The sequence below is a fragment of the Variovorax sp. WS11 genome (genome assembly GCF_010499245.1).
GTDB lineage: Bacteria > Pseudomonadota > Gammaproteobacteria > Burkholderiales > Burkholderiaceae_C > Variovorax.
Genome location: NZ_JAAGOW010000001.1, coordinates 627,754 through 648,102 on the forward strand (window position 1 = coordinate 627,754; position 20,349 = coordinate 648,102).

Annotated in this window: 22 protein-coding genes and 1 pseudogene; 16 read left to right on the top strand and 7 right to left on the bottom strand. The window is 68.0% G+C overall.

Annotated elements, in window-relative coordinates; translation table 11 throughout:
- Positions 1–7: 7 nt before the first annotated feature.
- The 5 genes from GXN78_RS40770 to GXN78_RS03285 all read left to right on the top strand — a co-directional run bounded on the left by GXN78_RS40770 (position 8) and on the right by GXN78_RS03285 (position 3,997).
- On the top strand, positions 8–184 hold the full coding sequence (locus GXN78_RS40770) for a hypothetical protein (protein ID WP_181360658.1): 177 nt from the start codon (positions 8–10) through the stop codon (positions 182–184).
- Positions 181–921, top strand: coding sequence for a class II aldolase/adducin family protein (locus GXN78_RS03270; RefSeq protein ID WP_106559796.1), 741 nt, complete (start codon positions 181–183; stop codon positions 919–921). Before GXN78_RS40770 ends, GXN78_RS03270 begins: the two co-directional genes overlap by 4 nt.
- Positions 922–925: 4 nt before the next feature.
- The gene (locus tag GXN78_RS03275; RefSeq protein ID WP_106559797.1) at positions 926–2,629 is read left to right on the top strand and encodes an FAD-dependent oxidoreductase; all 1,704 of its coding nucleotides are present in this window, start codon (positions 926–928) and stop codon (positions 2,627–2,629) included.
- Between the two features lie 94 nt (positions 2,630–2,723).
- Positions 2,724–3,032, top strand: coding sequence for a chorismate mutase (locus tag GXN78_RS41030; protein WP_239142591.1), 309 nt, complete (start codon positions 2,724–2,726; stop codon positions 3,030–3,032).
- Entirely contained in the window at positions 3,029–3,997 is a 969-nt protein-coding gene (locus GXN78_RS03285) for a tripartite tricarboxylate transporter substrate binding protein (protein WP_106559799.1), read from the top strand. The genes GXN78_RS41030 and GXN78_RS03285 overlap by 4 nt, the downstream gene beginning before the upstream one ends.
- Positions 3,998–4,048: 51 nt before the next feature.
- Here GXN78_RS03285 and GXN78_RS03290 read toward each other — a convergent pair.
- Positions 4,049–4,933 (bottom strand): annotated as a pseudogene (locus tag GXN78_RS03290) (LysR family transcriptional regulator).
- A gap of 100 nt (positions 4,934–5,033) precedes the next feature.
- On the opposite strand from GXN78_RS03290, the gene GXN78_RS03295 reads away from it, so the two are divergent.
- Complete coding sequence (locus GXN78_RS03295) at positions 5,034–6,395, top strand: FAD-dependent oxidoreductase (RefSeq protein WP_106559800.1); 1,362 nt, start codon at positions 5,034–5,036, stop codon at positions 6,393–6,395.
- Positions 6,396–6,451: 56 nt separating this feature from the next.
- A complete protein-coding gene (locus GXN78_RS03300) occupies positions 6,452–7,411 on the top strand; it encodes a tripartite tricarboxylate transporter substrate binding protein (protein ID WP_106559819.1) in 960 nt (319 codons plus the stop codon).
- On the opposite strand, the gene GXN78_RS03305 is transcribed toward GXN78_RS03300, so the two are convergent.
- Complete coding sequence (locus tag GXN78_RS03305) at positions 7,398–8,384, bottom strand: LysR substrate-binding domain-containing protein (RefSeq protein WP_106559801.1); 987 nt, start codon at positions 8,382–8,384, stop codon at positions 7,398–7,400. The two genes, GXN78_RS03300 and GXN78_RS03305, sit on opposite strands and share 14 nt — an antisense overlap.
- Positions 8,385–8,490: 106 nt before the next feature.
- On the opposite strand from GXN78_RS03305, the gene GXN78_RS03310 reads away from it, so the two are divergent.
- The 4 genes from GXN78_RS03310 to GXN78_RS03325 all read left to right on the top strand — a co-directional run bounded on the left by GXN78_RS03310 (position 8,491) and on the right by GXN78_RS03325 (position 12,536).
- On the top strand, positions 8,491–9,708 hold the full coding sequence (locus tag GXN78_RS03310; protein ID WP_106559802.1) for a M20 aminoacylase family protein: 1,218 nt from the start codon (positions 8,491–8,493) through the stop codon (positions 9,706–9,708).
- Between the two features lie 38 nt (positions 9,709–9,746).
- A complete protein-coding gene (locus GXN78_RS03315; RefSeq protein ID WP_106559803.1) occupies positions 9,747–10,739 on the top strand; it encodes a tripartite tricarboxylate transporter substrate binding protein in 993 nt (330 codons plus the stop codon).
- 233 nt (positions 10,740–10,972) lie between these two features.
- Positions 10,973–11,728, top strand: coding sequence for an SDR family oxidoreductase (locus tag GXN78_RS03320; protein ID WP_106559804.1), 756 nt, complete (start codon positions 10,973–10,975; stop codon positions 11,726–11,728).
- Positions 11,729–11,768: 40 nt separating this feature from the next.
- The gene (locus GXN78_RS03325) at positions 11,769–12,536 is read left to right on the top strand and encodes an alpha/beta hydrolase (RefSeq protein WP_106559805.1); all 768 of its coding nucleotides are present in this window, start codon (positions 11,769–11,771) and stop codon (positions 12,534–12,536) included.
- Between the two features lie 7 nt (positions 12,537–12,543).
- Here GXN78_RS03325 and GXN78_RS03330 read toward each other — a convergent pair whose 3' ends face one another.
- Together GXN78_RS03330 and GXN78_RS03335 are read right to left on the bottom strand one after the other, a co-directional pair.
- A complete protein-coding gene (locus GXN78_RS03330) occupies positions 12,544–12,729 on the bottom strand; it encodes a DUF3606 domain-containing protein (RefSeq protein WP_106559806.1) in 186 nt (61 codons plus the stop codon).
- Positions 12,730–12,827: 98 nt separating this feature from the next.
- Positions 12,828–13,712 carry a LysR substrate-binding domain-containing protein gene (locus GXN78_RS03335; RefSeq protein ID WP_106559807.1) on the bottom strand — a complete coding sequence of 295 codons (885 nt, stop codon included), beginning with the start codon at positions 13,710–13,712 and terminating at the stop codon, positions 12,828–12,830.
- A 70-nt stretch (positions 13,713–13,782) separates the two neighbouring features.
- Here GXN78_RS03335 and GXN78_RS03340 point away from each other — a divergent pair, with 70 nt between their 5' ends.
- The 5 genes from GXN78_RS03340 to GXN78_RS03360 are packed head-to-tail and all read left to right on the top strand — an operon-like array spanning position 13,783 to position 17,471.
- The gene (locus GXN78_RS03340; protein WP_106559808.1) at positions 13,783–14,622 is read left to right on the top strand and encodes an amidohydrolase family protein; all 840 of its coding nucleotides are present in this window, start codon (positions 13,783–13,785) and stop codon (positions 14,620–14,622) included.
- Positions 14,619–15,419, top strand: a complete 801-nt coding sequence (locus GXN78_RS03345; protein ID WP_106559809.1) for an SDR family NAD(P)-dependent oxidoreductase — start codon at positions 14,619–14,621, stop codon at positions 15,417–15,419. The genes GXN78_RS03340 and GXN78_RS03345 overlap by 4 nt, the downstream gene beginning before the upstream one ends.
- A 31-nt stretch (positions 15,420–15,450) precedes the next feature.
- Positions 15,451–16,407 carry a tripartite tricarboxylate transporter substrate binding protein gene (locus GXN78_RS03350; protein WP_106559810.1) on the top strand — a complete coding sequence of 319 codons (957 nt, stop codon included), beginning with the start codon at positions 15,451–15,453 and terminating at the stop codon, positions 16,405–16,407.
- Positions 16,407–16,934, top strand: a complete 528-nt coding sequence (locus tag GXN78_RS03355) for a carboxymuconolactone decarboxylase family protein (RefSeq protein WP_106559811.1) — start codon at positions 16,407–16,409, stop codon at positions 16,932–16,934. Before GXN78_RS03350 ends, GXN78_RS03355 begins: the two co-directional genes overlap by 1 nt.
- A gap of 12 nt (positions 16,935–16,946) precedes the next feature.
- Entirely contained in the window at positions 16,947–17,471 is a 525-nt protein-coding gene (locus tag GXN78_RS03360; RefSeq protein WP_106559812.1) for a DUF4286 family protein, read from the top strand.
- Positions 17,472–17,508: 37 nt separating this feature from the next.
- Here GXN78_RS03360 and GXN78_RS03365 read toward each other — a convergent pair whose 3' ends face one another.
- Genes GXN78_RS03365 through GXN78_RS03375 form a run of 3 tightly spaced genes read right to left on the bottom strand, consistent with a single transcriptional unit; the run spans position 17,509 to position 20,336 of the window.
- On the bottom strand, positions 17,509–18,546 hold the full coding sequence (locus GXN78_RS03365; RefSeq protein WP_239142592.1) for a D-2-hydroxyacid dehydrogenase: 1,038 nt from the start codon (positions 18,544–18,546) through the stop codon (positions 17,509–17,511).
- Positions 18,504–19,514, bottom strand: a complete 1,011-nt coding sequence (locus GXN78_RS03370) for a tripartite tricarboxylate transporter substrate binding protein (RefSeq protein ID WP_106559814.1) — start codon at positions 19,512–19,514, stop codon at positions 18,504–18,506. Before GXN78_RS03370 ends, GXN78_RS03365 begins: the two co-directional genes overlap by 43 nt.
- 33 nt (positions 19,515–19,547) lie before the next feature.
- Complete coding sequence (locus tag GXN78_RS03375; RefSeq protein WP_106559815.1) at positions 19,548–20,336, bottom strand: class II aldolase/adducin family protein; 789 nt, start codon at positions 20,334–20,336, stop codon at positions 19,548–19,550.
- Positions 20,337–20,349: the final 13 nt, after the last annotated feature.

Genomic DNA, 20,349 nt, shown 5'->3' on the forward strand with positions numbered 1-20,349 from the left:
GCTTGAAATGATCAACCTCATGACCGTGGAGCCGGGCCAGAAGCTTCGGCTCAAGGACGGCACCATCGCCGAAGTGGTGGAAAACATCGGCGACGGCATCTGGGTGCAGGCGCGGCGCGTCGGCGACAGCAACGAAGAGCTCATCCACTGCGAGGAGATCGTTGGCGCAGCGGAGGACGCATGAAGCCCGAGATGCACCCGCAGGAATGGCAGGCCCGCCTCCAGCTCGCCTCCTGCTACCGGCTCTTCGACTGGCTCGGCTGGACGGAGCTGATCTTCAACCACATCACGGTGCGGGTGCCGGGCACCGGCGACGTTCCGTCCCAGTACCTCATCAACCCATTCGGCCTGCACTACGCCGAAGTCACGCCGGACAACCTGGTGAAGATCGGCATCGACGGCACGGTACTGGACGGCAGCGCACACGAAGTGAACAAGGCCGGCTTCGTGATCCATTCCGCCCTGCACGCGGCACGCCCCGATGCGCACTGCGTGATCCACGTGCACACCACCGCAGGCTGCGCGGTCGCGTGCAAGGAAGACGGCCTTCGGCACGACAACTTCTACAGCGCCATGCTGTACGGCGACCTCGCCTACCACGACTACGAAGGCGTCACGACCGATCTGGGCGAGCAGCCGCGGCTGGTGCGATCGCTCGGGGAACGCAACCATCTGATCCTGCGCAACCACGGGCTGCTGGCGCTGGGCCCCACCCTGCCGACGGCCTTCAACCGGTTGTGGGTGCTTCAGCGCGCATGCGAAGTTCAGCTGGCCTCCGATGCCGGTGCCGGCCCGAACCGCCCCATCGCCGAAGACATCTTGCGCAAGGTGCCGCAAACGCGGGTTGCAGGGCAATCCACCACCCACCTATCGATTTTCGATGCCATGCTTCGACGGGCAGGCATCCAATGGAGCACCTGACACCATGCTGCAAGCGAAGAATGCGGAACTGAAAACGCAAGTGCTGGTCGTGGGCGCCGGCCCGGTCGGCCTGACCCTCGCGATGGACCTCGCGCAGCGCGGCATCGAGGTCCTCGTTGCCGAAATCCGCCACCGCGGAGAGGCGCCCAACGTCAAATGCAACCATGTCTCGGCGCGGTCGATGGAGATCTTCAGGCGCCTGGGCGTCGCCAAGGCGCTGCGCGAGGCGGGTCTGCCGGCCGACTATCCGAACGACGTGGCCTACCGCACCAGCGTGACGGGCACCGAGCTGTCGCGCATTCCCATCCCCGCGCGGAAGGATCGCTACACGGCAACCGGCGGCCCCGACACCGGGTGGCCGACGCCCGAGCCGCCCCACCGGATCAATCAGATCTTCCTGGAGCCGGTGCTCTTCGCGCACGCCGAGGCCATGAAGGGCGTGCGCATCCTGAACCGCACGCAGATCGACGACTTCGAGCAGGACGATGCAGGCGTCAGCGCCGTGGCCACCGACCTCGAGTCGGGTGCGACGCAACGCATCCGCTGCGCGTACATGATCGGCTGCGACGGCGGCCGCTCCATGGTGCGCAAGAAGATCGGTGCCACGCTGAGCGGCACGGACGTCGTGGGCCGCGTGCAGTCCACCTACTTCCGCGCGCCGGCCCTGCTCGGCCTGCTGAAGCACCCGCCCGCATGGGCCACCTTTGCACTGAACACCCGCCGCTGCGGCAACGTGTATGCCATCGACGGCAAGGAAACCTGGCTCGTGCACAACTACCTCGGGCAGAGCGAGGACTTCGAGTCCGTGGATCGCGATTGGGCACTGCGCCAGATTCTCGGCGTCGGTTCGGACTTCCGCTACGAGATCATCTCCAAGGAGGACTGGGTGGGACGGCGGCTGGTGGCGGACCGGTTCCGCGATCGCCGCGTCTTCATCTGCGGCGACGCCTCGCACCTGTGGATCCCGATGGCGGGCTACGGCATGAACGCGGGCATCGCCGACGCCATGGACCTGTCGTGGACGCTCGCCGCCCGGCTGCAGGGCTGGGGTGCCGAAGGCATCCTCGAGGCGTATGAAGCCGAGCGCCTTCCGATCACCGAGCAGGTGTCGCAGTTCGCCATGAACCATGCATTGGCGCTGCAGGCGCAGCGCGAAGGCGTGCCTGCCGACATCGAGAAGGAAGGCGCGGAAGGCGACGCCGTCCGAGCCGCGGCCGGCCGCGCCTTGTATGAGCTCAACGTGCAGCAGTATTGCTGCGGCGGCCTCAACTTCGGCTACTTCTACGACAGGTCGCCCCTGATCGCCTATGACCACGCATCTGCGCCCGGCTACACGATGGCGACTTTCACGCCGTCCACGGTGCCGGGGTGCCGCACGCCGCACCTGTGGCTGCGGGACGGCCGCTCGCTGTACGACGCGCTGGGCAGCGGCTACACGCTGATCCGGCGCGATCGCTCGATCGATCCGGCTCCCCTGCTCGCTGCGGCCGCGGCGCGCGGCGTCCCCATGCAACTGATCGACCTCGAAGCCAGGGAAAGCGCGGAGGTCTACGACTGCGGGCTCGTGTTGTCGCGGCCCGACCAGCACGTGGCATGGCGCGGCGATGCGTGCCCGGACGACTGCGATGAACTGGTGGCGCGCATCCGCGGCGCCAAGGTGGGAAGCCGCAGAATCGCGTCCGACGCGCCGGCCGCGCTCGCCGCCTGAGTTCCACCAACTTTTCGACAGGAGACATGACATCACAGAACAAGAGCCCAGTCCCCACGCCCCGCCGCTGCGCCGCTTCCGCGATCCCGCCTATGTGCCGCTGGCGGACAACCTGGCGCAGGTGCGTGAGCGCATCGATGCGCTCGACGCGCAGATCGTCGTGCTGCTGGCCGAGCGCGGCCGCTACGTGAAGGACGCGGCGCGCTTCAAGCGCGATGCCTTCCAGGTCTCGGCACCGCAGCGGCAGCAGGAAGTGATCGACAAGGTGAAGCGGCTGGCCGAGGAAACGGGCGCTTATCCCGAGGTTGTCGAGGCTTGCTACCGCGCACTCATCGCGGGCTTCATCGCACGCGAGCAGCAGCACCATCAGGACATGATCGATATCGATGAGGGGCAGCCATGAGCGGGATTCGCATCGGGTCCTTCGCCGCGCTCGCGCTGATCGGCGTCCACGCCACGGCACAGGACTGGCCGCAGCGTCCGGTCCGCATCGTCGTCCCCTTCGCGGCCGGCTCCTCGCCCGACATCCTGGCCCGGATCGTCAACGAGAAGCTCGCAGGCCGCATCGGGCAACCTTTGATCGTGGACAACAAGCCGGGCGCCGGCGGCAACAGCGGCACCGACCTGGTGGCGAAGTCCCCAGGCGACGGCTACACCTTCCTGCTGTCGGTCAACGCGCCGCTGGTCTACAACACGGTGCTCTACAAGAGCCTGCCTTATGACCCCTTCCGTGACCTCGTGCCGGTCTCGCTGGCGGCGACCACCCCCAACGTCTGCGTGGTGTCGCCCCAGATGGGCGTCGACTCGGTCAAGGGCTGGCTGGCGGCCATGCAGCGCAATCCAGGCAAATACAACTTCGCCTCCACGGGCAACGGCTCGATCTCGCATCTGGGCGTCGAGCTGATCAAGCTCAAGACAAAGTCCTTTGCGGTTCACATCCCCTATGCATCGTCGGGCCAGGCGACCACCGCGATCATCCAGGGAGACGTCCACTACGCCTGCCTGCCGCCGGTGGCCGTGATGCCGCAAGCCAAGGCCGGACGCCTGATGGCGCTGGCAGTGACCTCGGCCGAACGCTCGGCACTGCTGCCCGAACTGCCGACCCTGCGCGAATCGGGTGTGCCCGACATCCAGGCCGTGCCGTGGTTCGCCTACATGGCACCCAAGGCCACGCCGCACGACGTGGTTCAGCGCATGAGCAGCGAGATCGCCGCCGTGCTCAAGGACCCCGACACAAAGCGCCGGCTGCAGACCGCGTACTTCGACGCCGTTGGGAGCACGCCGCAGGAACTCGCGGCCTTCATGAACGAAGAACTTCGCCGCTGGAAGCCGGTGATCGAACGCGCCGGCCTGAAACCCGACAACTGAACCGTACACGCAAGCGCTGGAAGAAATTGCAGGGGCGCCCGCAGCGAGCCGCTATTCCAGGAACAAGTCGGAGATGACGGACCGCAGCCATCGGTTGGCGGGGTCTTGCTGGTATCGCTCGTGCCAATGCTGCTTGATCGCAATGCCGGGCAGTTCAAAGGGTGGTGGCAGCGTCTTGACGGCGGCGATCCGCAGCAGCGCTTCTGCGACCCGTTGCGGAACCGTGACCATCAGGTCGGTGCTGGCCACCAGACCCCCAAGGCCGAGGAAGTTCGGCAGGCGCAGCGCGACGTTGCGCCGGACGCCGAGGCGTTCCAGTTCCTGCTCCACCAAGGTGTGCCCCGTGCCGGCCGCAGTGACCACCACATGGTTCTCGCGCTTGAACATGTTCTGGGTCAGGCGCGAACGAACCCGCGGATGGTCTCGGCGCACCACACAGGCAAAGTCCTGGTCGAAAAGCTTCTGCTAGTAGAAGCCGGCCTCGAGCTGAGGCATGAAGCCGACGGCCAGGTCCGCTTCCCCGGCTTCGAGCATCTTGGGCGTCTGAGCGGAGATGTGCGTGATCTCGACGTTGATGGAGGGCGCGATGTCGCGCAGCCGATTGATGAGCGCCGGCAGCAGGACCAGATGGCTGATGTCGGTCATGCAGATTCGGAATGTTCGATGCGCCTCGGCGGGCTCGAAACCCGCCTGCTGCCTCGTGATGCCACGCAGCAGCTCCAGCGCCTGCCGGATCGGCGCTACCAGCGTCGTGGCGTGCGGCGTCGGTTGCATGCCCTCTGAAGTACGCACGAAGAGCGGATCGCCGAAGTGGCGTCGCAGCCTCCCCAGCGCGATGCTGATCGAGGACTGCGCCATGTCCAGGTTCTCGCCCGATCGCGAAACGCTGCGCGTCTTGTAGACCTCGTCGAAGACGGCGAGCAGCTTCAGATCCATTATTTAGATTTCCGTTTTCTGGTATTGATCGCATGGCATTGTCGAAATAGTGGGCCAAACCTAGCATCCACGCAATCCCGAAACCTACCGAGACCTGCCGATGCAAACCCCCGCCCATGCCACCCTGACCGAACCCAGCCGCGAGACGCCCATCTGGGGCGAATTCGATGTCGTCGTGCTTGGCGGCGGCCCTGCGGGAATCGCCGCAGCCGCGGCCGCGGCGCAGGCAGGTCAATCCACCCTGCTGATCGAGTCCTATGGTTTCCTGGGGGGCATGGGGACTGCGGCCGGCGTGACGAACTTCTGCGGCTTGCACGCCAATGTGCACGGCACCATCGAACAGGTCGTCCATGGCGTGGCCGGCGACTTGCTGGACCGGATGCGCGCGCTGGGGGGCCTGAACGAGCCCCACATGCTCTTCGGCAAGAAGATCGCGGCACAGGCGTATGACAACGCGGCCTTCAAGGTCGCGGCCGATGATCTGGTGCTGGCCAGCGGCGCGAAGCTGCTGTTTCACGCCAACGTGGTCGGCGTGCTCATGCGCGAGCCCGGCGTCATTCGCGCGGCCCTGATCGAGACGAAATCAGGCCGCCACGCGGTGCTTGCCAAGACCTTCATCGACTGTTCGGGCGACGGAGACCTCGCGGCATTTGCGGGAGCGCCCTTCGAGAAGGGCACGAGCGGCCACGACATGATGTACCCGTCCACGATGTTCCGGGTCAACGGCGTGAACGCGGCACTGGCGGGCGATGTGTTCGACAAGTTCGATCACCTGATGCAGGAAGCCGAAAAGGCCGGGCGCAAGTTCCCGCGCAAGACGCCCATCATCCGGCCGCAGAAGAACCCTGCCGAGTGGCGCGCCAACGTCACGCAATTGGCCAACGCGGATGGCGGTCCGGTCGACGGCACCGATGCCGCGCAGCTGAGCGATGCCGAGGTGCAGGGACGCCGGCAGATCGTGGACTTCTTCCAGTTCCTGCGCGAATGGGCGCCGGGCTTCGAGGACTCGTACATCCTGGAGATCGCGCCACAGGTCGGTGTGCGCGAAACGCGCCGCGTGGTGGGTGAGTACCAGTTGACCGAGGACGACGTCCTGCAATGCGCCAGCTTCGAGGACACCATCGGTGTGAACGGCTGGATGATCGAAGAGCACGTGGCGGGCAACATCGCCTTCAAGTGGCAGGACATCCCGCACTGCCGGGGCTTCAATCACCTGCCCTATCGCATGCTGCTGCCGCTGCGGGTGGACAACCTGCTGGTTGCCGGCCGCTGCGCCTCCATGACGCACATGGGCCAGTCGGCGGCGCGCGTGTCAGGCGGCTGCTTTGTCATGGGCCAGGCCGCCGGCGTGGCCGCCGCGCTGGCCATCGAGGCGAATGTTCGGCCACGCGATCTGAATGTTCAAGACCTGCAAGCCCGGCTGGAGGCCGCCGGTGCTTACCTGGGGCGCGAGACGGCCTGAGCGCACATCCTCTTCGATCCAACCTGGAGACAAACTTGAAAAGACGCAGCCTGAACATCGTGGCATGGGCCGCCCTGAGCGCTATCGCTCCCTTGGCCTCGGCGCAGGCCGGCAACGCCGGTACGGCGTGGCCTTCGAAGACGGTGCGCATCCTGGTCGGCTTCCCCGGTGGCTCGACCCCGGACATCGTGGCGCGCAGCCTCGCCGAACCGCTGTCCAAGGTCTTGGGGCAAGCCGTCATCGTCGAGAACAAGGCAGGCGCGTCGGGCAACATCGCCGCAGACCAGGTGGCGAAGGCCAACGACGATCACACCTTGGGCGTGGTCATCAACGGCAACCTGACCTCCGCCAGGATGCTCTATCCAAAGCTCCCGTACGACCCCGCCAAGGACTTCAGCTGCATCTCGCTGCTCGCTACGGCGCCTCTGGTGCTCGTGGCGCCGGCCAAATCCCCGGAGGGGGCCGCATTCTTTTCGGCGGCCGCCCAGAATGGCGACAAGTGGTCCTATGGATCGGTCGGCAATGGTTCGGTGGCTCACTTGGGCATGGAGGTACTGAAAACGAAGGTCAAAGGCCTCGCGCCGGTGCATGTGCCGTTCAAGGGGAATCCCGAGGTCATCACCGCCCTGCTCGGCGGGGAGATCCAGATGGCCCTGGTACCGCCGGGTATTGCCATGCCGCACGTCAAGGCCGGCAAGCTCAAGGCGATCGGACTCACGAGCGGTCGCAGTGCGGTCGCGCCTGAAGTGGCCCCGTTGGCCGATGCAGGCGTGCGCGATTTCACCCTGGAAGTGTGGACGGCCCTGGTGGGCCCAGCCAAGCTATCCAAAGCCGCGCAGGACCGTCTGAACGCCGAAGTTCCGAAGATCATCCGCGACGCCGACACGCGCCAGAAGCTCTTGAACCAGGGCTGGCAAGCGGTGGGCTCTTCGCCGGATGGGTTGAAGAGCCGCATCGAGGACGAGGCCGCGATCATGAGCGACATCATCTCTGCCCGGGGGATCAAGCTGGAATAGGTGAGCTTCCATTCGCCTCGCCGATCAGATCCACCGAATGCAGCACCCGCCGCAATTCCGGATCGTCCGACGCCTGCCAGGCCGGCAACTGCCCGAGAAAGTGCGCAACGAATCGCGCCGCGGCGTGCGAAGGTGCCTCCTGGGCCCGGCGCACGATGCCGACCACGTTGCTGCGGAAGCGCTCCCGCAGCTGCAGCGTCACCAGCGTGTGGCGCAGGCCGTCGGTTTCGACCAGAGGCCAGGGGCAGAAGGTGAGCATGTCGGTCTTGCGCACGAGGCCCAGCATCAGCGAGGCCGAATGCGCAAGCTGGATGCGGTGCGCGGGCGCCGGCAGGCCATGCTGGCCGAAGAGGTTGTCCAGGAAGGCAGCGCTCTCGCCGGGCGTGAAGTTGAGGATCCAGTCGTCCTGCAGCAGCTCGGACATCGACTGCGCGCCGGCTCGCGGGTGGCCGCGGCGTGCCACCACCGTCATGTCGTAGCGGAACAGGGGCTGCGCCTGCAGGCCCTGCATGGCCTCCTCGGGGCCGATGCGGCCGATCATCAGGTCCAGGCTGCCCTCGCGCAACCTGTGATAGCTGAGCGCGGACAGCCCATCGAACATCTCCAGTTGCACGTGCGGCAGCTCCGCCCGGAACGACGGCACCACGCGCGGCAGCAGCGTCTGTGCGACCCAGGGCGTGATGGCGAGGACCAGGCGCTCCTTCCCGCCGGCATCCCGGTGACGCGAGAGTGCGCTTTCGGCCTGGCTCAGTTGTGCCAGCACGCGCTGGGCATGTTCCAGCAGTTCCTGGCCGGCAGGCGTCAAGGCGATGCCGCCTCCGTGGCGCGCGAAGAGCGCCACCTGCGCGTGCGCCTCCAGCTCGCGCAGGCCCTGGGTGACGGTGGCCTGGGTGACGCCCAGCGCCCGCGCTGCTGCCCGGATACTGCCCTCCGAGGCGACGGCGGCGAGATAGCGTAGCTGGTGCAGCTTCATGGCTGCCGATTATGGGCAGCGACAGGCGCTGCCCGACGCTGAATGGCGGCGCCTGTCTGCCTCCGTGGGCACGGAATTCCTAGACTCGCCGCGAAGGAATCCCGCCATGTCATTCGCCATCGAAAACGCTGCCGCCGCCGACAAGGTGCTGCCCGCCGTGCGCGAGCTCGCCCCCGAAATGGTCACGCTGCGGCACCAGATCCATGCCCATCCCGAGCTCGCCTACGAGGAGCATCTCACCAGCGAGCTGGTGGCCGCGCGCCTGTCCGAGTGGGGCTACGAGGTGCATCGCGGCCTCGCCGGCACCGGCGTGGTGGGCACGCTGCGCCTGGGCCAGGGCCAGCGGCGCCTGGGCATTCGCGCCGACATGGACGCCCTGCCGATCCAGGAGGCGACCGGCCTGCCCTACGCCAGCAAGGTTCCGGGCAAGATGCACGCCTGCGGCCACGACGGCCACACCAGCATCCTGCTCGCGGCCGCCCGCGCCATCGCACGGGAACGCGGCTTCGACGGCACGCTGCACCTGATCTTCCAGCCGGCCGAGGAGGGCCTGGGAGGCGGCCGCCGCATGGTGGAGGAAGGCCTGTTCGAGCGCTTCCCCTGCGACGCAGTCTTCGCGTTGCACAACATGCCCGGCTTCCCGGCGGGCAAGTTCGGCTTCAAGGAAGGCCCGTTCATGGCCTCCTCCGATTCCGTCACGGTCACGGTGGCCGGCCGCGGCGGGCACGGCTCCGCGCCGCACCTGGCGGCCGACCCGGTGGTCGCCGCGGCGCACATCATCGTGGCGCTGCAGACCATCGTGTCGCGCAACGTCGACCCGCGCGAGATGGCGGTCGTCTCCGTGGGCGCCATCCACGGCGGCGACGCGCCCAACGTGATTGCCGACAGCGTGCAGATGCGGCTGACGGTGCGCGCCTACCGGCCGGAGATCCGCGCCATGCTGCGCGATCGCATCACCCAATTGGTGCAGGCCCAGGCCGTCACGCTCGGCGTCACGGCGGAGGTGGACTACCACTGGCGCTATCCCGCGCTGGTCAACGACGACGCCTCCACGCGCCTCGCGCGGCAGGTCGCGCTCGACTGGCTGGGCGAGGACGGCCTGCTGCCGCCGCTGGCGCCGCTCACCGGCAGCGAGGACTTCTCCTTCATGCTCGAGCGCTGCCCGGGCAGCTACCTGATCGTGGGCAACGGCGAGGGCGAGCACCACCGCACGGGCGGCTGCATGGTCCACAACCCCGGCTACGACTTCAACGACGCGATCCTGCCGATCGCGGCCAGCTACTGGGTGCAACTGGTCCGGCGCTTCCTGGCGCCGCAGGCCTGAGCACCTTTTCCATTTCCACTTCCTCCACTCGCACCGCCATGGACCATCTTCTTCCTTCCGTTTCGCGTCGTGCCGTGCTGGGCGCCCTGGGCGCCGCGGCTTTCTCCCTCGCTGCGCCCGCCTTTGCGCAGGGCGGCTACCCGGCCAAGCCGATCAAGCTGCTGGTCGGCTACGCGCCGGGCGGCTCGGTGGACATGGCCGCGCGCGTGGCGGCGGACATCCTGTCGACAAAGCTCGGCGCGACGGTGGTGGTGGAGAACGTGACGGGCGCGGCAGGCGTGGTCGCGGCGCAGCGCGCGGTGAGCAGCCCGGCCGACGGCTACACGCTGCTGGCCGGCTCCAGCAACGAGATGGCGGCCACGGTGCTGGTGAACCCGGCGCAGCGCTACGACCCGTTGAAGGACCTGGCGCCGGTCGGCGTGATCGCCACCGCGCCCGTGCTGCTCGTGGCGGGCCCGAAGACGGGCGTCAAGAACCTCGACGAGTTCATTGCGCTGGCCAGGCGCGATCCCGGCAAGTACAGCTATGGCAGCTCAGGCGTGGGCTCCACGTTGCACTTCGCCGGCGAGCTGGTCAAGCAGCGCGCCGGGATCTTCCTGACGCATATCCCCTATCGCGGCACCGCCTCGCTCACGAGCGATCTGGTGGGCGGCTCGCTCGACTTCGCGCTCGTGTCGCCCACCGCTGCGGCGCCCTTCATCCAGGGGGGGCGGATCGTCCCGCTGGGCGTGTCGTCGGCCAAGCGCTTTCCCACCCTGCCGCAGGTACCCGCGCTGGGCGAACATCCGCAGTTGAAGGGCTATGAGCTCAGCGGCTGGTTCGCGCTCGCCGGTCCCAAGGACCTGCCCGCCCCCATCGTCCAGAGCCTGCGTGCGGCGCTGCAGGCCGGCTTGGCCGACCCGGCGATCCGCCGCCGGCTGGAGGAAGGCGGCTCCATTCCCGCAACGGGCAAGGAAGACCTGGCGCGCATCATGCGCGAAGACACGGCGAAGTACGCGTCACTGGTGAAGTTCGCGAACATGCGCGAGTAAGACGCGTCTGCGTGCCGGGAAAGAGCACGACCTTCTGCGGGTCAGTCCCCTTTTATTCGGCGCATGGATTGACGATATTCCCGGCGGAGGGGCTTCTTGCGCTCCGGCTGGAAGCGATCGAGGACCGACGGGTGTCACAAACGCCCGCGTCAGAACGTCTTGTAGACATGGACAGCCGCACGGGGCGGCCATCCGGCAATCACCAGACAAAAACTGGACGGAAAGGAACTCATATGAAGATCGTCGTCATCGGCGGCAGCGGGCTCATCGGATCGAAGCTGGTGCCCAAGCTTCGCCAAAAAGGACACGAGGTCGTCGCCGCCTCGCCGTCGACGGGCGTCAATGCCCTCACGGGCGAGGGATTGGCCGAGGCCCTGAAGGGCGCGCAGGTGGTCGTGGATGTCTCCAACGCACCCTCGTGGGAGGACAGCGCGGTCCTGAACTTCTTCGAAACCTCGGAACGCAATCTCTCGGCCGCCGAACAGGTGGCGGGCGTCAAGCACCACGTCGCGCTGTCGGTCGTCGGCACCGAACGGCTCCTCGCCAGCGGCTACTTCCGCGCCAAGATGGCGCAGGAGAAGCTGATCGAGGCGTCGCCCATCCCCTACACCATCGTGCGCGCGACGCAGTTCTTCGAATTCGTCGCCGGCATCGCGCAGTCGGGCGTGGAAGGCGACACGGTCCGGATGTCCACCTCGCTCATCCAGCCCATCGCGGCTGAAGACGTCGCGCAGGCGCTGTCGGACATCGCGCTGGCGGAGCCGGTCAACGGAATGGTGGAGGTTGCCGGACCCGTGGCGCTGGGCATGGACAAGCTGGTCGAGCAGTTCCTGCGCGGCACCGGCGACGCTCGCCGGGTCGTGCCCGACCCCGAAGCCTCCTACTTCGGCACGCCGGTCAACGACCAGTCGCTCACGCCGGGCAAGAACCCGCGCCTCGGCACGATGAGCTTCGCGAAGTGGCTCGAGACCGCGGCCAAGAAGCAATAGGAACCGCGCGGCGTCCGTGGCTGCCAAGGAGAAAGCGCAAATGAAAGTCGAACGCACGGAGTTCCCAGGCGCTCAAGGCCATCGTCTCGCCGCGCGTCTGGACACGCCGGACTCGGAGGTGCGGGCCTACGCACTGTTCGCTCACTGCTTCACTTGCGGCAAGGACATCTTCGCGGCAAGCCGTATCGCGCAGACGCTGACGGAGCACGGCATCGGGGTCTTGCGCTTCGACTTCACGGGCCTGGGTGCCAGCGAGGGCGAGTTCGCCAACACGAACTTCTCCTCGAACATCGCCGATCTTCTTGCGGCTGCGGCCTACATGCGCGAAACCGATCGAGCGCCGCGGCTCCTGATCGGCCACAGCCTCGGTGGCGCCGCCGTGCTTGCTGCCGCGCAACACCTGCCGGAAGTGCGCGCGGTGGTCACGCTGTGCGCCCCCAGCGACCCCGCGCACGTGACGGGCCTGTTTCGAACGAGCCTGGACGCCATCGAGGCCGAAGGCGAGGCAGAGGTGCAGCTGGCAGGCCGTCCCTTCAGGATCAGGCGCGAGTTCCTGACGGACGTCGCCGAGCACCGGCTGACTCAGCAGATTGCGCAGCTCGGCAAGCCCTTGCTCGTGATGCACGCGCCGCTGGACGCGACCGTGGACATCTCCAATGCCACGCGCATCTTCATGGCAGCCAGGCATCCGCGCAGTTTCATTTCCCTGGACGATGCAGACCACCTCCTCGCGCGCAAGCGGGATGCGGCCTACGCGGCCAACCTGATCGCGGCGTGGAGCGAGCGATATCTGGTCGACGCGCCTTGAAGGCCCCTCACTCGCGCGACGCGAGTTCGTCGCGCACCGCGGTCACGTGATCGCCGACCTTGGCGATCGCATCCCGCAGCGTCGCCTCGTTGCATCGAAGCTGCATGCACCAATACTGCGCCTCCACCGGATCGTCGACGTGAATGCGGCCAGGGTCGATCGGCTTGAAATGACTCAACAAATCTTCGGACATGCGGTCTCCTCGGTCGGTACGGGCGGACCTTTATAGGCTTCGGCGAGCCGATCTGCAAGGCAGCAACGCAGCCGAGGTTTTCGTTCTGTTACGGCCCACTAGGGTCGGCGGAAGTCGAGCTCTTTCAGCAGCTGCGCCGTCCCCCGCGTCAGGCGCGTTGCGGGTCGCGCCATGGGCGTTGCAAGAACCAGCCTGTTCCAGATGCTCGGCGGCCCGATGGGCGCGCATGGCAAGGGTTCATCGCTGCTTGCGCCGAGCGCGCTCTCCGGAAGAATCGTGCATCCCACGCCCGTCGCGACGAGCTGGAGCACCGTCCGGACGGCCCCGACCTCCGCCAGCACCTGCAGCTCGACGCCACGCGGCGCGAGAACGGAATCGAGCAGGTGGCGGATGGCGTTCGGCGCGCTCGGCAGCACCATCGGAAAGTTGGCGAGCTGTGCCAGGCCCACACGGGCGGGCAGCGTGCTGCCGGGCGGCGCGGCCAGCAGGAGCTTCTCCCGCATCAGCGGATGGAACGCCAGCTGCGGCGAGGCCGCAGGATCGAAGAGCAGTGCCAGGTCCAGCCTCCCGGCGATCAGCGATTCGCGCAGCGACACGCTCAGGCCTTCCAGCACGGTGATCACCGCGCGCGGAAACTTCTCCCGGAATCGCTGGATGAGCGGCGTGCTGAGCCCCAGCGCCACCCGCGGCGGCATTCCGACCACGATGCGCCCGCCCGGGCTTTCATCCATCTCCAACAGTTCGTCCCGGGCGCGACGGGCGATGTCGAGCATCGCGCGCGCATGAACGAGAAGCGCCTGGCCCGCTTCGGTCGGCGCAACGCCGCGCCCCGTCCTTACCAGCAGCCGCTGGCCGAGATCCGCCTCGAGCAACGCAATCTGCCGGCTCAAGCTGGGCTGCGCCAGGTTCAGCGTCACGGCCCCGCGGCTGAAACTGCCCGCGTCGACCACGTTCACGAAGTAGAGAAGTTGCCGCAGCTCCATAGCCATCGAGCATAGCTGTTATAGCGGCGGCGCCCTTACGTCCTGCCATTGGCCTCGCGACACTTCCGCCATGCCCTTCGACCTTCCCGCAGGCGCCTGCAACGCCCACTGTCACGTCTTCGGACCAGGCGCACGCTTCCCCTACGCCGCCGATGCCACCTTCGTTCCGGAACAGGATGCACCGAAGGAGACGCTGTACGCGCTGAACGACAGGCTGGGCCTGGAGCGCTGCGTGGTGGTGCAGTCGACCTGCCACGGCTTCGACAACCGTGCGGCCGAAGACGCCATCGCCTCCCGCCCTTCGAGCTACCGCGGCATCGCGCTGCTGCCGACGGACGTCGACGATGCCGAGCTGAAGCGGCTCGACGCCGCGGGCTTCCGCGGCGTGCGCTTCAACTTCATGGGACATCTCGGGCGGCAGGTGCCGATCGATCAAGTGCTGTCGCTGGCAGCGCGCTTCGCGCCGCTCGGCTGGCACCTGCAGATCCACGGCGATCCCGCCTTGCTGACCGCGCTCGGGCCGGCGCTGCGAACGTCTCCGGTGCCCGTGGTGATCGACCACATCGGCCGCATCGACGCCGCGCTCGGACTCGGGCAGCCGGACTTCCAGGCCCTGCTCGGGCTCATGGCCGACGAGCGCTTCTGGGTCAAGGTGAGCGGCATGGACCGGATCACCCGGCTTGGGCCGCCCTACGCCGACGCCCAACCCTTTGCCGCGACGCTGATCGCCGAGTTCGGCGATCGCGTGCTGTGGGGCAACGACTGGCCACACCCCAATCACGCCGGCCCGATGCCCGACGAGGCGCAACTGGTCGAGCTCATCGCAGCGATCGCGCCGACGGAGGCCGCGCGTCATGCGCTGCTGGTACGCAATCCGCAACGCCTCTATCGATTTGGAAACAACACATGAGCCTTCGCTTCGACAACAAGATCGCCATCGTCACCGGCGCCGGATGCGTCGGCGCCGGCTGGGGCAACGGCCGCGCCATCGCGGTCCGTCTTGCCGAGGAAGGAACCCGGGTCCTGGCGGTCGACCGCGACCGCGCCCGCCTCGACGAGACCCTCGAGCTCGCCGGCGACGCGCGTGCTTCGATCACTCCCTGGGTCTGCGACGTGACGAGCAGCAGCAGCGTCGCCGCCATGGCGGCCGCCTGCATCGAGACCTACGGCAGCATCGACATCCTGGTCAACAACGTCGGCGGCTCGGCCGCCGGCGGGCCGGTCGAGCTCGCGGAAGAAGTGTGGGATTCGCAGGTCGACACCAACCTCAAGAGTGTCTTCCTGGCTTGCAAGCACGTGCTGCCGACGATGCTCGCCAAGGGCGCCGGCGCGATCGTCAACATCGCCTCCACCTCGGGCCTGCGCTGGACGGGCAGTGCGCAAGTCGCCTACGCCGCCACCAAGGCGGGGGTCATCCAGCTGTCCCGGGTGGTGGCGGTCCAGCATGCCGCGCAGGGCGTGCGCGTCAACTGCGTGGTTCCCGGCCAGCTGCACACGCCGATGGTGGAGACGCGCCTGGCGAAGCAGCGCGCGGGCGGCGACGTCGATGCCCTGCTGGCGCAACGCCAGAAGCGCATTCCGATCGGCTTCATGGGCGACGGCCGCGACACCGCCAGTGCGGTGCTCTTCCTCGCGAGCGACGAGGCCCGCTTCATCACGGGGACGGAACTCGTCGTGGACGGCGGCATGACCGCGCGCTGCGACTGAGCGTTCACGCCCTGCAACAAGAGAGACATCCATGATCAGACACTTCCTGCTCACTGCGGCGCTCGCCGCCAGCCTGGCAGGCGCTGCCGGCGCCCAACCGAAAACGACGAGGATCGTTGTTTCGTTCACCGCCGGCGGCCCGGTCGACGCGGTCGCCCGTGCCCTGTCGGAGCAGCTCGGCAAGGAGCTGGGCCGCACCGTCGTCATCGACAACAAGCCGGGCGCCAACGGTGCGATCGGCGCCGTCGACGTCATGAAGTCGGCCCCCGACGGCAGCACGCTCTGGTTCACGAGCGTCGGCGCGGCGGCGATCAACGCCTCCCTCTACGACAAGCTGCCCTACGACATGCAACGCGACTTCGCGCCGGTCTCGCTGGTCGTCAACAACATCGAGCTGCTGGTGACCCAGCAGGGCAACCCGGTCAAGGACGCCACCGAGTTCGTCGTAGCGACGAAGAAGAAGGCCGAGCCGACCGCGATGGGTTCATCCGGCACCGGAAGCATTCCGCACCTGGCCATCGAGCAGCTGGCCGATTCGAGCGGCGCCAGGTTGCTCCACATCCCCTACAAGGGTGCCGCACCCGCCATCACGGACCTGATGGGCGGCCAGATCAGCGGCTTCTTCGGGGATGTGCCCGGCTTGCTGGGGCATCTGCAGGGCGGACGCCTCAAGGCGCTGGGCGTGGCCTCGAGCCAGCGGCACCCTGCGCTGCCGGATGTGAAGACGCTGGAGGAGCAAGGCATCAAGGGCGTGGACACCAACAACTGGTACGCCCTCTTCGCCCCCGCCAAGACACCGCCGGCGGTCATCGAAGCACTCAACAAGGCAGTCCGCAACACCCTCGCCAACCCGGCAGTGCGCGACAAGCTGCTGAAGACCGGCACCGAGCCTGCCGGCTCCACGCCCCAGGAACTCGCCACGATCCAGAAGCGGGACACCGAGAAGTGGGCGAATCTGATCCGCGCCAAGAACATCAAGGCCGACTGATGACGAACACTCCTGTCCGCGTGCCCCTCGTCCAGCCCGGCACGCGTCCCGAACTGGCCGAGGTCGAGGCCCGCATCATGGCCGAACGAGGCCGCGTGTCGCTGCTCTACCAGGTGCTGCTCAACAGCGCACCGATCGCATCGGGCTGGGAGCGCATGCTCACCGCCGTGCGCAACCAGACGGGCGTGCCTGCGGACCTGCGCGAGCTGATGATCCTTCGCGTCGCCGTGCTCAACGGCGCCGTCTTCGAGTACGACGCCCATGTCCCGCATGCGCAGAAGGCGGGCGTCGGTGACGGGAAGATCGATGCCGTCCGCAGCGATGCGCTGCCGGACGTGTTCTCGCCGCTGGAGCGCCTGGTGCTCGAACTCACCGATGCCATGACCCGCGAGGTCGTGGTCCCGGACGCGCTCATGGCCCGGGTCCAGCAGCACTTCGATGCCAAGGGCGTGGTGGAGGTGGTGGCCACGGTGGCGGCGTACAACATGGTGTCGCGGCTGCTGGTGGCGCTCGACGTCAGGCACTGACGGGAGGCGGACATGCAGGACCTTTGGCTGCTCAAGCACGACGCGTCGATCGCCGCTCGCGATCCGCTGCGCGACGGCGCTCGCCCGGTCGCCGCTTGGCGAGCTTGGAGATCGGTGGAAGGCGGCTTGAGCTATGCCTACGCATCGGGCGAGATCCCCCCGTTCATCGATGCGTCCGGTGACGGCGTGTCTTGCCACCGGCTGAGGTGTCTCCAGGCGCTCGACGGCGCCTCCGCGGGCCAGCTCGCCGCGTACCACTACGTCGTCGAGACCGATGTGCTGCCCGAGTACGAGGACGATCTCAACGCCTGGTACGCGCAGGAGCATCTGCCTGGCCTGGCCTCCGTGCCCGGCACCGTGCGCGCGGCACGCTACATCGACGCCGCGGGCTCGCCGCGCTACTACGCCTGCTACGACCTCGCGAGTCCGGACGCCCTGGGCAGCCCCGCATGGCTCGCGGTCCGCGCCACGGCCTGGAGCGCGCGGGTCCGGCCGGCCTTCCGGAACACGTGGCGCACGATGTTCCGCGCGGTCTGACGATAGCGGCGCGCGGCCCGGTCCGGGCCCAGGCTGCTCACGCCTCGCGATCCCGCACCCGCACCCGCATCTGCAGCGGCCGTCCGTCCTGCCAGGCCGCCAGGTTGTCCAGGAACAGCCGCGCCACGCGCGCCGCGTTACCGTCGGAAAAGCCGGCGCTGTGCGGCGTGACGATGACGCCGGGCAGCTCCCACAGCGGCGAATCCGCCGCCAGCGGCTCGTGCGCGAACACGTCGAGGAAGGCGCCGGCGAGCCGGCCGGCCTGCACTGCGGCAATCAGTGCGGGCTCGTCGACGCACTCGCCGCGCGCCACGTTTACCAGATGCGCACCCGCGGGCAGCAGGGCCAAGGCACCGGCATCCACGAGGTGGCGCGTGCGCTCGCTCAGCGGGCAGGCCAGGATCAGCCAGTCGGCGCGCGGAAGCACCGTCGCCAGGTCCTCGAAGGCCACGGTCTCGATACCCGCCCCCGCCGCTGCCGCGCTGCTGCGCACCACCACGAGCCGCAACCCCAGCGAGCCCAGCAAGGCCCCGAGCTGCCGGCCGATCGGCCCCCAGCCGACGATGACGGCCGTCTGCCCCGCGAGGTCGCGCGGCAGGCCGCTGCCGATCAGCGGCGCCCATCGGCGCGCCTGCTGTGCCGCCATCAGTTGCGGGAAGCGCCGGGCCAGCGCGAGCAGGCCGGCCAGCGCCGTCTGCGCGACGATCGCGGCATTGGCACCCGAGGAGTTGGTGAGCGCGACGCCCCGGCGCAGCAGCTCGACGAAGACCGGCCGGTCGGCGCCGGCCGAATGCAGGTGGACCCAGCGCAGACTCGGCGCCCCCAGCAGCGCGTCGTAGAAGACCTGCGTCGCCGGCAGCACCGCATGCTTGGTGGAAAGCCCCGTGACGTCGCGCGAGACGAAGGCGATGTCGGCATCGACGCCCGGCTGCGCCGCCACGAAGACATGCGCCCTGCCCCCCAGCACCTGCGCGACGGCCGGCGCGAGCTGCTCGCGCGCCGGCCCGGACAGCAGGATGCGCAGCGGCGCGCTCACTCCGGCGTGGCCCCCGACTCGCGCACGATCACCTTCCACTTCTCGTACTCCTTCTGCGTGAACTGGCCGAACTGCGCCGGCGTTCCGCCGACCGGATCGGCGCCCTCGCGCACCATCTGCTCTTCCAGCGAGGGCAGGATCTCGTTCACCGTCTTGTTCAGCAGCGCGATCACCGGCTCGGGCGTGCCCTTGGGCGCGAAGAATCCGAACCACGAGCCCGCCGAGAAGCCCGGGAAGCCCTTCTCCGCCACCGTCGGCACGCCCGGCAGCGAGCGCGACGGCCCGAGGCTGGACACTGCCAGCGCCCGCAGCTTGCCGGCACGGATGTGCGAGATCACCGACGGAATGGTGGCGAACATGAACTGCAGCCGCCCGGCCAGCAGGTCGGTGAGCGCATTGGCGCCCTTGTAGGGGACGTGCAGCGTGTCCGCGCCGATGCGCTGGCTCAGCATGTAGCTCGACAGGTGCGAGGAGGTGCCGACGCCGGTGGAGCCGTAGCTCAGCTTGCCGGGGTTGGCCTTGGCGTGGGCGATGAAATCCTCGAAGCTCTTCGCCGGCACCGAGGGGTTCACGACCAGCACGTTGGGCACGTCCGCGATCTGCACGATGGGCACGAGGTCCTTCAGCGGATCGTAGGAGAGGTTCTTGTAGAGCGTCTGGTTGACGGCCATCGGACCCACCGAATTGACGATCAGCGTGTAGCCGTCCGGCGCCGCGCGGACCACGCTCTCGGTGCCGATGTTGCCGCCGCCGCCGGGCTTGTTGTCGATCACGAAAGGCTGCTTGAGCCGTTCCGACAGCTGCTGCGTCACCGCGCGCGCGAGGATGTCGGTGGTGCCGCCGGCGGTGAAGGCGACGACCACCCGCACGGGCTTCGCGGGCCAGGCGGGGGCCTGAGCCAAGGCCGGTGCGCCTGCGCCGCAGGCCAGGAGGGCAGCGGCGCACACCAGCCGGCGGCGCCCCGGCTGCGGGGCCGAAGAAACATCTGCATCGAAGCGCGTCGTCATGTCTTGTCTCCTTATCGTTCGTCGCGAATCGCTTCAGTCGCGGTAGCTCGGATCCATGCGGTCCAGCTTGCGCAGCAGCGCCGGCCACTCCATGAGCCCGTAGGGCCGGCGGGTGCCGGGCTGGTAGTTGTTCCAGGTTTCCTCCAATACCGGCTGCGGCACCGAACGCAGCGGGCTGTTGCACGACATGGCGCCGATCTGCGCGCGGCAGGCCAGTTCGAGCCGGTGCATCCAGTTGAAGGCCTCGCCCACGCTGCGCCCGACCACCAGCGCGCCGTGGTTGCGCAGGACCAGCGCCTCGCCCTGCCCCAGGTCGGCGATCAGCGAGGCCTGCTCGGCGGTGTCGAGCACCACGCCCTGGTAGTCGTGGTAGCCGACCTTCAGGAAGCGCATGGCGGTCTGCGTCAGCGGCAGCAGCCCGCATTCGAGCGAGGAGACGGCCATCGAGGCCCAGCTGTGCGTGTGGATCACGCAGGCCACCTCGGGCCGCGCCTCGTGCACCGCGCTGTGGATGACGTAGCCGGCCTTGTTGACGCCGTAGCCGAGTTCGCCGAAGTCGGGCTTCGACAGGATGGCGCCCGAATGGTCGACCTTGATCAAACTGGAGGCGGTAATCTCCTCGTACATCATCCCGTAGGCGTTGATGAGGAAGGCGCCTTCCTCGTCCGGCACGCGCGAGGTGATGTGGTTGGCCATCATGTCGGCCATGCCGTAGTGCTCGATGAGCCGGTAGCAGGCCGCGAGGTCGATGCGCGCCTGCCACTCGGCCGCGGAGCAGCGCTCTCTCATGGAAGGGATGCGCAGGATTCCATCGTGGGACATGTCGTGGTCTTCC